General features: G+C 46.9%; 14 protein-coding genes. 9 read left to right on the top strand and 5 right to left on the bottom strand.

The genetic code is table 11. The features are described 5' to 3' along the window. The first annotated feature begins 59 nt into the window (after positions 1-59). Both JGK11_RS05365 and JGK11_RS05360 read left to right on the top strand, forming a co-directional pair. Entirely contained in the window at positions 60-2636 is a 2577-nt protein-coding gene (locus tag JGK11_RS05365) for a DHH family phosphoesterase (RefSeq protein ID WP_293210863.1), read from the top strand. 506 nt (positions 2637-3142) lie between these two features. Continuing rightward, positions 3143-5404, top strand: a complete 2262-nt coding sequence (locus tag JGK11_RS05360) for a serine/threonine phosphatase (protein WP_293189825.1) — start codon at positions 3143-3145, stop codon at positions 5402-5404. Here the strand turns inward: JGK11_RS05360 and JGK11_RS05355 are convergent. Beyond that, positions 5401-6087: a PEP-CTERM sorting domain-containing protein gene (locus JGK11_RS05355; RefSeq protein ID WP_293210861.1), complete on the bottom strand. Its 687-nt coding sequence runs from the start codon at positions 6085-6087 to the stop codon at positions 5401-5403. The two genes, JGK11_RS05360 and JGK11_RS05355, sit on opposite strands and share 4 nt — an antisense overlap. Before the next feature lie 344 nt (positions 6088-6431). Between JGK11_RS05355 and JGK11_RS05350 the strand changes: the two genes are divergently transcribed. Further along, a complete protein-coding gene (locus JGK11_RS05350; RefSeq protein WP_293181982.1) occupies positions 6432-7673 on the top strand; it encodes a protein kinase in 1242 nt (413 codons plus the stop codon). 654 nt (positions 7674-8327) lie between these two features. Here the strand turns inward: JGK11_RS05350 and JGK11_RS05345 are convergent. Both JGK11_RS05345 and JGK11_RS05340 read right to left on the bottom strand, forming a co-directional pair. After that, a complete protein-coding gene (locus tag JGK11_RS05345) occupies positions 8328-8546 on the bottom strand; it encodes a DUF4327 family protein (protein WP_293181980.1) in 219 nt (72 codons plus the stop codon). Between the two features lie 201 nt (positions 8547-8747). Beyond that, positions 8748-9071: a hypothetical protein gene (locus JGK11_RS05340; RefSeq protein ID WP_293189827.1), complete on the bottom strand. Its 324-nt coding sequence runs from the start codon at positions 9069-9071 to the stop codon at positions 8748-8750. 254 nt (positions 9072-9325) lie between these two features. Between JGK11_RS05340 and JGK11_RS05335 the strand changes: the two genes are divergently transcribed. Both JGK11_RS05335 and JGK11_RS05330 read left to right on the top strand, forming a co-directional pair. Then, positions 9326-10306, top strand: coding sequence for an aspartate carbamoyltransferase catalytic subunit (locus JGK11_RS05335; RefSeq protein ID WP_293181976.1), 981 nt, complete (start codon positions 9326-9328; stop codon positions 10304-10306). Between the two features lie 213 nt (positions 10307-10519). Beyond that, positions 10520-11746 (top strand): RNA-guided endonuclease TnpB family protein, encoded by a 1227-nt coding sequence (locus JGK11_RS05330; RefSeq protein ID WP_293181974.1) that lies wholly within the window; start codon positions 10520-10522, stop codon positions 11744-11746. 252 nt (positions 11747-11998) lie between these two features. On the opposite strand, the gene JGK11_RS05325 is transcribed toward JGK11_RS05330, so the two are convergent. Continuing rightward, a complete protein-coding gene (locus JGK11_RS05325) occupies positions 11999-12376 on the bottom strand; it encodes an SH3 domain-containing protein (RefSeq protein WP_293189828.1) in 378 nt (125 codons plus the stop codon). Between the two features lie 709 nt (positions 12377-13085). On the opposite strand from JGK11_RS05325, the gene JGK11_RS05320 reads away from it, so the two are divergent. The 4 genes from JGK11_RS05320 to JGK11_RS05305 all read left to right on the top strand — a co-directional run bounded on the left by JGK11_RS05320 (position 13086) and on the right by JGK11_RS05305 (position 15346). Then, complete coding sequence (locus tag JGK11_RS05320; protein ID WP_293189830.1) at positions 13086-13313, top strand: hypothetical protein; 228 nt, start codon at positions 13086-13088, stop codon at positions 13311-13313. 45 nt (positions 13314-13358) lie between these two features. Continuing rightward, on the top strand, positions 13359-13850 hold the full coding sequence (locus JGK11_RS05315; RefSeq protein ID WP_293181968.1) for a molybdenum cofactor biosynthesis protein MoaE: 492 nt from the start codon (positions 13359-13361) through the stop codon (positions 13848-13850). A gap of 91 nt (positions 13851-13941) precedes the next feature. Further along, complete coding sequence (locus JGK11_RS05310; protein WP_293181966.1) at positions 13942-14601, top strand: sigma-70 family RNA polymerase sigma factor; 660 nt, start codon at positions 13942-13944, stop codon at positions 14599-14601. A 142-nt stretch (positions 14602-14743) separates the two neighbouring features. Beyond that, a complete protein-coding gene (locus JGK11_RS05305; protein WP_293181964.1) occupies positions 14744-15346 on the top strand; it encodes a zf-HC2 domain-containing protein in 603 nt (200 codons plus the stop codon). A 294-nt stretch (positions 15347-15640) separates the two neighbouring features. Here the strand turns inward: JGK11_RS05305 and JGK11_RS05300 are convergent, their stop codons facing one another. After that, positions 15641-15751, bottom strand: coding sequence for a type II toxin-antitoxin system ParD family antitoxin (locus tag JGK11_RS05300; protein WP_293181962.1), 111 nt, complete (start codon positions 15749-15751; stop codon positions 15641-15643). Between the last annotated feature and the right edge of the window lie 200 nt (positions 15752-15951).

Genomic DNA, 15951 nt, shown 5'->3' with positions numbered 1-15951 from the left:
TCGATTTGAATTAAAGATTTTTGGTGAACCCGCCCCTACTTTAATTAATGAATTAACCTATGACACAACTACTTCAAGAATTGCAAAATCAACCCTTACCCCAACCCCCTGATTGGCTGATACAAGCTGTCAGAAATCACGCGCCAGAATTACCCGGAAACTATGCCGCTGCACTTCTCTATTATAGAGGAATTCAAAACCCGGAAGAAATACCAGGTTTCCTGAATCCCAAACTTTACCAACCAGCAAGTCCGTTTGAATTCGGACTAGAAATGAACTGGGCGATAGAAAGAATTCAGAAAGCAAGAAACAGCGCCGAAAAAGTTGCAATTTGGGGAGATTTCGACGCGGACGGCATTACCTCAACTTCGGTACTTTGGGACGGATTGGGAGAGTTTTTTGTTCAAAATGACCAACTAACTTATTACATTCCCAACCGATTAACAGAATCTCACGGTCTTAATATTCCCGGAATAAACAATTTACATAAATCTGGAATTAGCTTAATTATTACCTGCGATACTGGCAGCACAAATATCGCGGAAATCGAATATGCTACCAGCTTAAATATTGATACAATTATCACCGATCACCATACATTACCGGACGATCGCCCTCCAGCGACGGCAATCATCAATCCCCGGTACTTTTCGCCCAACCACCAACTGTTTAACCTGTCCGGCGTTGCGGTAGCTTACAAATTAATCGAAGCACTATACCACACATTGCCGGATATTCCGCAACGACCGCTGACCGATTTATTGGAGTTAGTGGCGATCGGCTTAATTGCCGATTTAGTCCAACTTACAGGAGATTGTCGCTACCTAGCACAACTCGGCATCGCACAACTGCAAAAACAAATCACAAATCCCACCCGTCCGGGAGTTGCAAAATTGCTCGAACTGTGCAAACGAGCGGGCGATCGCCCAACCGACATTTCCTTCGGCCTCGGCCCCCGAATCAACGCCGTCAGTCGCATTCAAGGATCCGCCAGCTTCTGCGTAGAACTCCTCACCAGCCGGGACAAAAAACGCTGCGAAGAACTAGCAAATCTAACCGAAATTGCCAACACCAGACGCAAATCTTTGCAAAAAGATGTGGCCAAAGATGCCGCCGAAAAACTAGCCAAACTAGACTTGTCAACCACCAGCGTCATCGTCCTCAGTGACCCACAATGGCCCGTAGGAGTATTAGGATTAGTGGCGGGACAAATCGCCCAAGAATACGGCCGCCCGGTAATTTTATTCTGCACGGAAGGAAGCGAAGAAATCAAAGAAAGTATTCCAGAAACTAAATTTATAGATTCTTTTGACTCCGATTCAGAAACACTTTCTCAATCTAAAATCCAACATCCCAAATCTAAAATTGCCCGCGGTTCTGCCCGTTCCGCCAATCAAATCGACCTTTACCAATTAGTCAAAGACCAAGCGCATTTATTGGATAGATTCGGCGGTCATCCCTTTGCGGCTGGCTTGAGTCTCCCAGTTGAAAATATCCCGCTATTTACGGATGCTGTCAATCAGCAACTGCGACAACAATACAGCACAGATAGTTTGACAGCGGCACCTGTTCTAGCGGACTTAAAAATTACTGTCGCGGAATTAGGCAAACAGTTATTTCAAGAACTGAAATTGCTTGAACCCTGCGGCATGGGCAATCCCGCACCAAAATTGCTGATTGAAAATTGCTGGTTTAAGAATATCTACAATAGGAATATTAAAGATCCACAGGGAAAAGAAGTGAAGTATATCAAAACTTCTTTTGAAATTTGGGATGAATCTAGTCATGCAGGATTTCCCGGCATTTGGTGGGGACATTACCGAGATGAAGTTCCCGAAGGGCGGTGCGATGCGACTGTCGAACTCGATTTCAATACTTATACGTCGAACTATGAAGTGCGGTTGATAGCAGTGCGGGAACGCACGGATGACAAACAAGTTAGTTCGCAGACTAAAATTGATTGGATATTGGACTGGCGCAAGATAAATAATAATAATGAAGAGTTGCTAGCAGTTATTAGCACACACTTGGAATCGGAAAGGCTGCCAGAAAATCTAGCGGACAATTCAGCAATGCTCGATCGCGAAAACTCGATTATCCTCAAAGAATGCCCCGCAAGCTGGGACGAATTGCGCGTCTGGTTTCGGCAAGCACAGCACACTCAGAAAAAACTCGCGATCGCCTATACTTTACCCCCATTGCTACCGCCGCAGCAAATCTGCCAACAGCTAATCGGCATCGCCAAATACCTCAGCCGCACCAACAAACCCGTCACCAGACAGCAACTAAGCCAAAAACTCGGCATCAGCGACACCTCGCTGCAACTTGGATTCACAACGTTAAAACATCTGGGTTTCAAAGTCAATTATCGCGATCGGGCTTTTCACATCACCAGACAACCCGAAGCCAGAGAAATCGGAGATCATACCTCCAAACCCTTATTCTCTAGCCCCTCAACTCAATTCTTAGTGCCAAATTCCCCCATCGCCGCCCGTTATGCAGCGCAATTCCTAGCAGCAGTCTGGGAAGAACAATTCCGGCGAAAATATTTCTGTGAAGTACCTCTTTCTACCATTGTGTCGATCGCCCGAGAGACCATTTTCCAAGAAGAAGATTATACAGACACTCTCTTCTAATTGAGACCTTGCACTTTTTTCCGTAACAGGCAAGATGCCTGTTCCACTCACCTGATAACTTTTAGTGTGGGGCCAGCACGCAAAATCTTAGATAGGAAATGTTTCCAAGCTTTACTCAATTTAAATTGTATATCTCAATCGTCTCCCCCCTCTCCCCCTCTCCCATTCTCCCCATTCTCCCCATTCTCCCCCTCTCCCCATTCTCCCCCTCTCCCCGTCTCCCATTCTCCCCCTCTCCCCATTCTCCCCGTCTCCCCCTCTCCCCCTCTCCCCATTCTCCCCATTCTCCCCCTCTCCCTCCCAGGGCTGATTCCTGACGTGGAGGCCACATCTCAGTTTTAAGAAATATCTTAGTTCTGAATCGATGCCGGTAAAATAAGGCATAGGGCAATGGCAGTTATCCGTTGCGAGTCACGTCCAAAACTCAAAACCCATAACTTACCACCCCAAACCCAAAACTCCCCCACCGCTTTCACTCGATCGCACATCTCCAATATAAAACCCCTATGCTCCTCTGTCCCCGCTGCCAATTTGAAAATCCCAATCTAAACAAGTTTTGTCAACAATGCGGAAATTCCCTAACTTACAAAGCTTGCCACCAATGCGGAACCCAAGTCGCTGTTAGCGCCGAATTATGTCAGAATTGTGGCGTCACAACAGGTCAAGTGTGGCGGGCGATTATCTGCGGTCGATCGAACCTTCCAGCAGTCCAGCTAGAGCAGTCAACTATACCATCAGCCGAGCTTACACAAAAAACCGACAATTTTCCAGAAACCCGATCGGCCCAAAACTCTCCCCAATCGATCGCAGACACCATTAAAACAGAAATTACCGCCGATTCTCCACAACTTGATGCGGCCGAATCCAGCAGCCCAGAAATTAGTGGCGCTGAAATTGTCGTGGGGGCGATCGCCACCGAATCCTTTCAAACAGAACAAAAAAGCTCTACTACAACACCAGAGCGCGAAATAACCCCATCTGACAACAATTTCACGGCCGCACCACCGCCAGAACAAACCCAGGAAGCAACAGAGAACCCCGAGGGCGCATCTCCCCCATCCCCAAAAATCTCCGCCCCCTATTCCGAATATTTAATCCCTTCCCAGCCAACAGGAGCTTATTTAGACAGCCAACAGCGCTACCAACTCCTAGAAACCTTGCCAGCAAGAAAACCCTCAGACACAGTATCAGCAACAGTATTGGACTGTCAGCCGCTGCAAATGTCACCCCTCAAAGCAATGCTAGCAGCCAACTCTGCCAGCGTCGCCAAACGCACATCCCCCTACACCGCAGCAATCAAAGCCGGAGAAAATGCGACCAATTCCGCCTTAGCAGAACTTTGCCAAGGCATAGCCGAACCTTATCTGGCACTGCGGTGGCACTTCTCTCACAACCTACCAGTCATTCACGATAGCTGGTCAGACAACCAACAGGCCGTGCTGCTGCTAGAAGACTGTTCGCAATGGCCGCTGCTGGTAGAACGCTGGAGTCAACCCGAAACTTCCACCCAGCAAATTGTGTACTGGCTGCACGAAATGACCGAACTTTGGGCGGCCCTCGAACCCTGGCGCTGCCGCCAAAGCTTGTTGGAACTAACAAATTTGCGGGTCAATCCCGACTCTTCCTTTTCCTTTGCCTCTTTGCGGTTGCAATACCTCTATCCCGAACCCGCCGGTTCAAACCTGCAACTGGTAGATTTGGGGCAATTGTGGCAGGCGATATTTAACCAGTCCGAGCGCACTCAGTTTGGCGCCTTGCTCGAACTGCTGCAACAAATGTACAGAGGCGAGATTACCACAATAGAAGAATTGCGATCGCGCCTGGAAACCGTTCCCCTCGAACTCCAATCCGCACCTTCACCAACCTTAACCCCCACCCGTTTCCAAACAGACATCCCCGACAACTCGCCCCCCGAAGTTGTTGGTGAAGTCTTAACCCAGCCCATGCCCGTCCAGATTTACAGTTTAGAAGACGCAGGTCTCACCGATGTCGGCCGCACCCGCGAGCACAACGAAGACTTTTTCAGCATCTGGACTCAGCTTAACAAACTCGAAACCTCCTTCGGTCGCATCTTTCAAACCAAAGGGCTTTACATTCTCTGCGACGGGATGGGCGGACACGACAGCGGAGAAGTAGCCAGTCAATTAGCCGCTGAAACCCTCAGGGAATTCTTCCAAACCAGTTGGGAAAATCAACTACCCGAGCCTGATACCATTCGGCAGGGAGTGCTGCTAGCCAACAAAGCCATCTTTGAAATCAATCAAAAGGACGGTCGCTCTGGCATCGGCCGCATGGGTACAACCCTAGTCGCAGTCTTAGTTCAAGACACCAAATTCGCCGTTGCTCACGTCGGCGACAGTCGTCTCTACCGACTCCGAAAGGGACAGACACTAGAAAAAATCACCTCAGATCACGAAGTAGGCCAGCGCGAAATTAAGCGCGGGGTTGACGCCGAAACTGCTTATTCCCGTCCCGACGCCTATCAACTAACTCAAGCCATTGGCCCGCGAGACGGCAATTTTCTCAAGCCAGACGTGCAGTTTTTAGACTTGTCCGAAGATACTTTATTGATTTTGGCTTCCGACGGTTTGACAGATAATGATTTGTTAGAAACTCACTGGCGTGAAACTCTCGCACCTCTGTTCAATCCCCAAGCCGATCTCGACGAGGGAGTTGCCGACTTGATTGAACTGGGCAACAAACGCAACGGTCATGACAATATCACGGCAATTATCATTCGGGCACAGGTGGGCCCATTTCGATTTTAGACTTTCGATGCTCCAAACTTTTTCTTTGCCGCTCCCAAGCCGGCGGCTGCCAGAGTTAAACCTGCAATTGTTGCAGGTTCGGGAACAGCCTCAGAGTTTTCAGAGCCTGGTTTTACTTCCTCTGCTATTACATATCCGCTGTGGAGGTACATTCCGTTTGATAGGACACCACCATTTTGCTGCCAGCTCATACTGCCTTCTGGCCCCTGACTATTCCCAAATATTGCCAGATTTGGAAGTCTTCGTATATTTCCAAATACCCAATTTCCCCATACTGTAGGTTCTGCGGAACCGAAAGGGAAAAAACTTGCCGTAACAACTTTTAATTGAGATCGTGGATCCAACGGTGCCCACAACAAAGGTGAAAGTATATTAGCTCTGTCAAAGCTAGCCTGGGACAAGTTCCACGACAGCCCGAATAAAGTTACAGCAAAGTCCTTTACGACAAACCATTTATCGCTAGCCTTAATTTCTAAAGCAGGTTTTCCCAACATTGTTGACGGAAAAATAGCTTCATAAGGAGTCGATTCATCATAGCTGAAAGAGCCTACAGCTACAGGAGTATCCAGGCCTTGAAAAAAAGTTAATTTCACTGATGCAGCCTCGGCTGATTTGACTGCTGTCGCCCCCAATCCCAGAATGGTAGCAGCAGCAACAGCAACTTTTTGCCAACTTTTAATCATGTTATTTCGTCCTTAATTTTGATACAATTAAATAGATATGCTTCGGCAAATAACTCGATCTATTTATCAGTAATACTACGCAAAATATTTTATTAAAATTAGATATCAATAGCATCTTTATGCAATCTTTAATAAAAAATGTGCTTTAATAAAGGTTTGATGAAGCTAAGGGCTAAAATTCTTGTAATAATACCTATTTCGGGAAGGATGCAACAGATCGATCTCTAGTTATTACTTCCTGGTTCAATAGCCAGCTATGACAGTTGGCGCGGGCAAAAAAAATGCCTACCCAGAAGCGGGGCAACTCTTGCTAGTTATTAGCAGATTAATCACATCAATCTAAAATGCTGCTGACTCTTTTAGATCCAGAAAAAAATACCCCTCTGCAACAGTGGAGTTTCGAGAACGAGTCCATTGTCCGCATCGGCCGATCGCCTGAAAATCATGTTGTGATTCCCAATGCTTTGGTATCACGGGATCACGTGGAATTGCAAAGAGTTAAAAGCGGTGCTAACCGCCAGTGGTACTTAGTCAATTCCGGGACAAATGGCACTTTTGTTAACGGTACTCTCATGTCTCAGGGTTGGATATCCGACGGTGCCCTGATCCAATTGGCGCGGGACGGCCCAATTCTGCATTTCCAAGTTCTGACTATTCAAGTCGGCGGCAAAATTGAGGCGATCCCTACTCTCAATCCTGGGACGCCGCGGTGTACCCACGCGGGAAATCCGCCCGGTAATTTATTCTGCATCCACTGTGGGGAACCGATTAAAGTCGATCGCACAATCCGCCACTACCAAGTGCTGCGAACTTTGGGCCAAGGCGGTATGGGAACAACAACTTTAGCCTGGGATCGACAGAAAGCCAAAGCTCAACAACCGGGAAGTTCTCCCGCAGCTTCTCTGGTAGTTCTCAAGGAAATGAATGCTGACATGGCTCAAATAGTCAAAGCTCAAGAACTGTTTGAACGTGAAGCTAAAACTCTCAAAGCGCTGCACCATCCTGGTATTCCTCAGTTTTTTGACTTTTTTGTCGAAGGTGGCAAAAAATATTTGGTGATGGAAATGCTCCACGGCGAGGATTTAGAAAAACGCATTTACAATCGCGGGCCAGTTGCTCCCCAACAGGCGATCGAGTGGATGATCCAAACCTGTGAAATTTTGGACTACATTCACTCTCAAAAACCCCCGATCGTCCACCGGGATATTAAACCTGCTAATTTGCTAGTGCGCCACCGGGACAATCGCATTACAGTGCTGGATTTTGGCGCCGTTAAAGAAATCGGCACTCCTCCGGGTACTCGCATCGGCGTGGAAGGCTACACCGCACCAGAACAAGACCGGGGACAGCCTCTCCCTCAGTCAGATTTATATGCTATTGGGCCGACTTTGATTTTTTTGCTGACAGCCCAAAGCCCTCAAAAGTTTTACGGAAAAATTACTAGAGGTTACGGATTTAAGCTCGATAATATTCCGACGATCGGCCCGAAGTTGCGGGAGGTCATTCTACGAACCACAGCAGCTAAACCTGGGGATCGCTTTCAAACTGCTCAACAATTAGCTAGAGCTCTAGCCACTTGTCTTTAATAGAAGGAACAGTCATTAGTCATTAGTCATTAGTCATTAGTCATTAGTCATTAGTCATTAGTCATATCAAATCCAGTAGCATCGGAATTATTAATATTACCGAAATCAGGAGACGGCAGTGCCGTTTCCCTACAATTAATTAGGGTAGGGAAACGGCACTGCCTTGGACTCTATATTATTCCGGTGCAGCCAGAATTGATATCATTAGTCATTAGTCATTAGTCATTAGTCATTAGTCATTAGTCATTAGTCATTAGTTGGTAAACAGTCAACTGTCAACCCTTGTTTTGCGCTCTTCGGGCAAGCTGTCAACTGTCAACTGTCAACTGTCAACTGTCAACTGTCAACCGTCAACTGTCATCACTCATTAGTGAGAAGGAAAAAGTCTGCTGTCATTCGTCAGAAGTCACTCTGAAGAAGGAAGAAGGAAGAGAGAAGAGGGAACAAGGCAGAGGGAAGAAGTTAGCAACGGAAAATTTATTGATGAAATTTAGCCGATCGCCTTTTAATTTCGGGTGCATCTCATTTTGGCGAATATATACGTAGGGGCGAAGCATGACCGCAGAAAATAGGAGATTCTAACTAATAACTTATATTCGGTCATGCTTCGCCCTCCTCAAAAGTGATATGCACCCAAGTCCTAGGTTTCCTCTGTTATTCCTCGTCCCAACCTTCTACAGCTATCAACTCGCTCACGGGGTCTTGCATAGAAAAATCAAACTCTAGGAGTTGCTGTTTCCAGTAAGGCCATTCATCTCCATAAAGTAGAGCTATTTTCCAAATGCTGTCTGTCGGCTTGATAATGTCAGACGTGACAAGAGAATGCACCTGACGCTGGAACTTAACCATCGGCTGTATAACCTTCTGGCTCATAATACCTCTTGAATTGTTTAAATCTTGTTTAATTAACACTTCCCAGCGCACACTTTTTACCGCAGTTTCGCCAAGAACAGTCTCGCCAAGATACGTGTAGATTTTTGTCGGGAAGCTACATATTCAACTTGTATCTTAACACAGTTCATTTTGACAAGGGGCTATAAGCAGGACTGAAGAGTCAAGACCGACTGCAAAGAATTAATAATCTTTGGGATGTCCCGCTATATGCTGTCGATCGGCAGTAGGAGGTCTGCCTCCTTGATTATTTCCACATAATAGCAGATGCAATGGCTGCTGAGGATGGTTTTTGACAAGGCTGAGGTTCCGAGAAACTGCAATTACTGCTTGAGCGCTACTACAGCTTAATTTCCGCTTTCGGGCGAGTAAACTAAACTCCACCGCACTTGTTTCAGCTTCAACGCTGGCTTTGCTGTGAGAGGGGAGTCCGATCCGGCATCTACTAATTATAACTCTATTGACGGCAAAGGTGGTCAAAAATTGTTGGATACTGTTGATCGGCATCCCCGCGACTGTCGATCGACCATTGTAGACCGCCCGACACAGGCGTGCAATTCAACAGTTGACAGTTGACAGTTGACAGTTGACCGAAGGAGAGCGACCTCTACCCTTAAGTCCGAGGATTGGAGTAATGAATAGTCTGATTTTAATTTCTCCCGAGCAGGCGGGCGGGCTTTCAACCAATTCTTTCTGGTAAGTTCCCAACCCATCATCCTAAATCTCAAATCTCAAATCTCAAATCTCAAATCTAAAATTGTATGACTTGGAAAAGGCGACACATTCTCACTCTGGCTGATTTTACCTCCGACGAATACGACACGGTGCTGCAAACTGCCGCCAGTTTTCGGGAGGTGCTCGGCCGCCGCACCAAGAAAGTGCCCGCCCTACAGGGTCAAGTGGTCGCGAATTTGTTTTTTGAACCTTCAACCCGAACTCGCAACAGTTTTGAGTTGGCGGCGAAGCGGCTGTCGGCGGATACGCTGAATTTTACCCCAGGCAGTTCTTCTCTGACGAAGGGGGAAACCATTCTGGATACGGCTAAGACTTATCTGGCGATGGGAACGGATTTGATGGTGATCCGGCACGAACAGGCTGGAGTTCCCAGTACAATTGCTTCAGAAATGGATCGCTTGGGTTCGAGAGTCAGCGTTCTCAATGCTGGAGACGGCCAGCACGAACACCCGTCGCAAGGTTTGCTAGACTTATTTACTATTTGTTCTTTGTTAGATGCCGAACGTCCGCGACTGGAACTTTTAGCGGGCAAAAAAATTGCTGTGGTGGGGGATATCTTGCATTCCCGGGTAGCGAGGTCTAATATTTGGAGTTTAACGGCTTCGGGGGCTGAGGTTCATTTAGCCGGGCCGCCGACTTTGTTGCCGCTGTTGTTTGCTGAGTGTGGCAATGGTAGGGAAGGTAAGTTATTTTTGCACTGGCAGCTTGAACCTGCTTTGGTCGATGCTGATTTTGTGATGACTTTGCGGCTGCAAAAGGAACGGATGAGCCAGCATTTGCTGCCGAGTTTACGAGAGTATCATGCTTTGTATGGAGTTACGCGCGATCGGCTGAAACTCTGCAAGCCGGATGTGAAGGTGTTGCACCCAGGCCCGGTCAACCGCGGCGTGGAAATTAGCTCGGATTTGATGGACGATCCGCAATTTAGCCTGATTTCTCAGCAAGTTACCAGCGGCGTAGCGGTGCGGATGGCCTTACTGTATTTGATCGGTGGCGGTAAAGTTTAGCTAGACAGGCGGGAATCCCCGCGTCCATACCCGATCGAGGGTTGGCGTGGGATGAAAGCTGTGTAAGCGGACGATTGCACCTGCTCACAAGACGCTCTTGTCGTAGCCTGCGGGAGATGCGCGGGTGTATGATGATGCGAACAAATCCCTTGCACTTGCCAATGTTTTCAGCTACAATATTCTTAGAGCAATCAAAGAAGTAATCTAAGTTTCGTGTTAAAAGCTGTCAAAGTCCGAATCTATCCTACCGTTGCCCAGCAAGTACACCTGGCTCAAGCTTTTGGTTGTGTTCGTTGGGTCTGGAATCAGTCTTTGGCTACGATGACAGCGACCTATCAAGAGACTGGTAAGGGCGTTACAGCTATGACAATGAAGAAGTCCATACCTGTGTGGAAAGCTGAATTTGAGTGGTTGTCTGAGTGTTACTCACAATGCCTTCAACAGTCAGTTTTGAATCTGGGCGTGGCTTTTGGCAACTTTTTTGATGGTCGATCCCTGTACCCAACATTCAAGAAACGCCAAGGAAAACAATCTATTCAATACCCTCAAAACGTTAAAATCTTGAGCGATCGTGAGATTAAGTTCCCTGGTAAATTGGGTGTGGTTAAAGCCATAGTTCATCGGGATATTGAAGGCAAAGTTAAAACTGTGACTTTATCCAAAAATCCTGACGGCAGATATTTTGCTTCGATGCTATTAGATGATGGGACTGAATCGCCAGAATCCAGTAGTGATGGGAATATAATTGGGATAGATCTAGGTCTAACTGATTTTGCGGTGACATCTAACGGCTCTAAATATCAACATCCTAAAGCAACCCAAAAACATGAAAAGAACCTAGCTCGTAAGCAGAAAAAACTAGCTCGTAAAAAGGATAAGACGACTAACAAAAGTCGCAAAGCAAAGCTGGCGGTAGCTAAGGTTCATTCTAAAATCAAAAGAGTCCGCGAGGATTTTCTACACAAACTATCGCGCAGGATAGTAGACGAAAACCAAGTCATAGTAGTAGAAAATCTGGCAGTGAGAAACATGGTAAAAAATCATTGCCTAGCCAAGGCAATATCCGATGCTGGCTGGGGAATGTTCTGCACTATGCTTAAGTACAAAGCCGAAATGGTGGGCAAGATTTATCTAGAAATAGGTCGATTTTTTGCCTCAACTCATCTTTGCTCGAATACCTTGAAGCCATTGCCAAAAATGGATCTGTCTGTGCGTGCATTTGATTGCCCGCACTGTAAACAGCGACATGACAGAGATATCAACGCGGCGATAAATATCAAAAATGAAGGCTTGCGCGTACTGACGTTGGGAACCAGCGTTATTGCTCCTGAAGGCTATGTAAGACCAAAACAGTATGGGCGTAAGTCTACTACTGTGGCGGCTGTGGTTGTTGAAGGGAGAAGCCCACACTCTACCCGATCGAGGGTGAGTGTGTGGTAGTTCACGTTGTCAGTTGTTAACGATATATAGCGGATCTAGCGAAAGATTCGCGGACGTTGTTGCCAAGAGAACCCTATACGTTTAAGGCTTATATAAGCTGTCAGTCATACCTCATCTTTTTGAGAAAGGCTATAACTTCGGATCTTCGATTATTTGTTACCGTCCAGCGCCTCATGAAAAATAATCGTTACCAAAACCAGCTTGGTAACGATTCAAACTCTTTCTAGAAATGTAAATTACTCTAGTTAAGAATTAGTCAAGCCACGCAGTAGAAACCCAGCCCCCACCTGCAAGTTTAGCCCAGCCGTGCTTGTAATGACCGGTCAATTTCACATTGTCTCCATTGTGTAACTTGCCGATGACATGAGAACAGCGACTGGCCCGGTGGCGGATATTCAGTCTGCCACCATTGGTGGCAACTTCGGCGTAGCTGTGATGGCTGCGACCGCCGCCGCAGCGCTTGTAGTGGCAACCTGCCTGTGCTTCGCCACTCACACTCAGAATAGACAGGGCTACTGCCAGACCTGCAACGCCTACCACGGCAGATTTAGGAATTTTCAATTCCAGTTGGAGCTCGGACTCTGGAGATTCATAAGCAACAAAAGAGTGGCTCAATGCTAGTGCTTCCATAGTTTCCTCGTGATTGTGATTAACGTTTTTTCGTGCAGACTCATTTTATACTCCCCATGCCTAAAGGCGAAGGGATTCTTGACAAATCCGAATCTGGATTTTTACTCGTGGCTATCAAGTCGCCCCTACCCGCTCAGTTGAGATTTCTCCAAACATTGCGTATAGTTTTTTGACGCTTTCAGACCATCGCTAGCCAATCGCTAGCCAACAGATATACTACGCTCTACAACCTGCCATTATTTGCCCTTTAACTATTCCGAATCTTCTGGCGTCGGATATGTCAGTTGCCGGGATTTCTCCGTACTAGGATGTTTCAACACGTAGATGGTTTCTCCTACTTGCTTTGGTGACTTTAACACAACTATTTCGATTAGTGTGTAAAGAAATATTCAAGGCGGTTGAAACCGCAACGGAATTTTCCCGGTGTCGGTATTCCGGAGTTTGCGTCTTGTTCTTTGGTCAAAACAGGCGCAAGAGGTTGTTACCGTCTTGCTTTTGCCGAGTATAGGCTTGCTTTGGCTCAACTCTGCACAGGTATATCATGTCATTTAAGTAGCTTGGTGGAGCAAAAAATAAATAAAGTTTACATTTTCTGCTGAAAATTTGGACTGCGCCGATCGCAATCGGGGTTAAATTTAACTTAACTGTGTCATTCAAAAGGGAATGCAGTCATCGCTTAGAGTTGGAGATGGCTTGCAGCGAGTTGGGCATGATACTGCTTATTTTGGTGTGGTTACTGATTGAGTTGCTACAGCCCGATCGACTGTTCGATCGCACAAGTCTCCTATTCATATTCCAGCACCGTGTGAATTTGGTTCGGGCGAGTTATATTGACCCGATCGCACTGTTACAGCCGTTCGGGGCCATAGACATCTTGCTAAAGATTGACTTTTATGTATCCATGACAAAGATGCAAGATCGATCGCTCGCGACTTGATTTGTGTCAAGATCGATCGAGTTCTCCCGCACCATTTCTTTCGCAATGAACTATAGCGCTGCACTTTCGATCGGCACAATTCCTCAACGGAATAGTAAAGACAGTTTTGCCATTACCTTAGCTCCTTTGTCTGTAGAGGAAATCTACACTTTGGCAGATGACCCAGCGAACGGAGCCGTGGTAATGATGAGCGGTACAGTCCGCAACCAAACTGACGGTCAAGCTGTAGTTTCGTTAGAATATCAAGCCTACGAACCGATGGCCGTGCGAGTATTCCAGCAAATCGCTACTGAAATGCGCCGCCAGTGGGTCGATGTCAATCGGGTCGTCATTCACCACCGCGTCGGACACTTGCAGGTGGGGGAAATCAGTGTGCTGGTGGCTGTGGGCTGTCCCCACCGAGGGGAGGCTTTTGCAGCTTGCCAGTACGCCATAGATACGCTCAAACACAATGTACCGATTTGGAAAAAGGAACATTGGGCCGATGGTTCTAGCAGTTGGGTTAGTATTGGAGCGTGCGAAGTTACCGGTCATTAGTCAGAAGTCGATCGCAGTTTCCGAGTCCAGGAACCAATCGCGATCGGGCAGCGTCAAACACAGTGGAATGTTCGATGAGCCAATTCCACACATGAGCGAATTTATTTCCGTGTCCTGGTCTGCGGTTGTGGCGACCGTTGAAAGAGTGCAATTGCCATCCGAAAAACTCTCTAATTATGACTTAGTGTTGCGGTGTCAGGAAGGAAATCGACCTGAGAGCACTGCCTTTTCAGAACTTTTGAAGCGGTATCAGTCCCACGTAGACAGGGTTCTGTATCACCTAGCCCCTGACTGGCAAGACCGAGCAGACTTGGCTCAGGAAGTCTGGATTCGAGTTTATCGCAATATTAACCGCTTGCAAGAGCCAGTTAAATTTCGGGGCTGGCTGAGTCGCATCGCCACTAATTTGTTTTACGATGAGTTGCGTAAGCGCAAGCGGGTGCGAACTCCGCTGTCGTTAGACGTACCCCGTGCTCTGGAAGATGGGGAGATTGATTGGGAACTTCCGGCCGACAGTCCGGGGCCGGATGAAGATTTGACAACCAGAGAATTTTACGATCAGTTGCGAGTGGCGATCGCAGATTTGCCGGAAGTATTCCGCACGACAATTGTGTTGAGAGAAATTGAAGGTTTAGCCTATGAAGAAATAGCGGAAATGACCGGAGTTTCTCTCGGAACGGTCAAGTCAAGAATTGCTAGAGCTCGCCAAAGGTTGCAGTTACAATTGCAAAAATATCTCGACGGTCATTAGCAAGGGTGATTTCCGAGGCGGGTTAAGAAGATTTGGTGAAGTTTGCTGTGACATCAAAGCTTCTATTTTACAATATAAATAAGCAGTAAATCATTCTAATAGCGAACAGATGCTTCCGCTAATTTTACAAGTGGTGTGAAATATGAATTCTAAATTTGAATCGGATAAAAATCAGAATGATCAAGGTATTGGGGATTCGCTCGCCCAAAGTCAAGGTAACAACAGTTATCCCCAAGGGAATGTAACTACTATGATGCGGGATCGCTTTGAATTGTTGAGTGCCTACATCGATGGCGAAGTGACGGCGGCAGAACGCCGGGAAGTTGAGGAATTGCTGACAAACGACCCCACGACGAAGCGTTTGTACTCCCGACTAATGATGATGCAACAGGCTTTTGGGTCAATGCCCGTACCTGCTGCGGAACAATCTGCACAGGATTTGGCGGCAAAGATTGTGCAGCGCGAGAAACGCCAGACGAAACGGACTTGGGTTTTGGGTGGAGGTGCGATCGCAGCTTTGTTGATTGCAGCAGTGGCTGGTGTCGCTGGCACTCGTCAATTGTTTGCTCCCCAGTTTGCTACATCCCCCGTTCTTCCTGAATCTGACGGTTTGATTGTCGCTTTAAACGAGCCTGTAGTAGAGATTGTTAATCCCAACGATTTGATGCTTGGGGTGAATGCACCCGTGATGGATATTCCGAAAGCTGTAGTAAGCCCTCACAAGTCATCGCCCAAGGCGCAGTAAAATTTCTGTTTTGATCGATAACGGAATATTTTTTAAGAAGACCGGGCGGTTGAAACCGCTTCTATACAAATAAAACCCGCCTCCGCGGGTTGAATACCCGGCGGTTTCAACCGCGTTTTTTTCTTCATTCCGCTTGGCGTGGAATTCGTTTGTGTAGTTTTACCTCGAATTCGTATTCCAGGGGCGCTTCGCCACATACGAATTTGAGGTCAACAGGTTTCAACCGCCGTCTTATCTTTTGGACGAGTTTCCTCAACCCATTCTTGATAACAATCGCTCTGTGGGTGTTCGCTTCTACAGTAGTTCCAGCGCCGCCGCAATTACCTCATCCACCGAAGAATATTTACCGCTTTTGACTTGCGCTTCAATGAATTGATTACGATCCGGTTTTAGAGTAATGTGCACGATCTTTACTTCTATAGTCCTGGACGCACGGGTGGTCAGAAACCGTGTTTTTTTACGAAAAGACGCATTTTAGGCTATAGATTAGGTAAAAAACCCGGTTTCTTAGGTCTTAATTCGATCGCGAACTGTTATAAAAACTTTTGGCTATTATATCATTTCTACTGGGTCTCAAGTGTAAAGGTGAACGGGAGGGCGATCGA

Source organism: Microcoleus sp. PH2017_34_RAT_O_A (assembly GCF_020737885.1).
GTDB lineage: Bacteria > Cyanobacteriota > Cyanobacteriia > Cyanobacteriales > Microcoleaceae > Microcoleus.
This window is presented reverse-complemented; position numbering and strand designations above follow the sequence as displayed.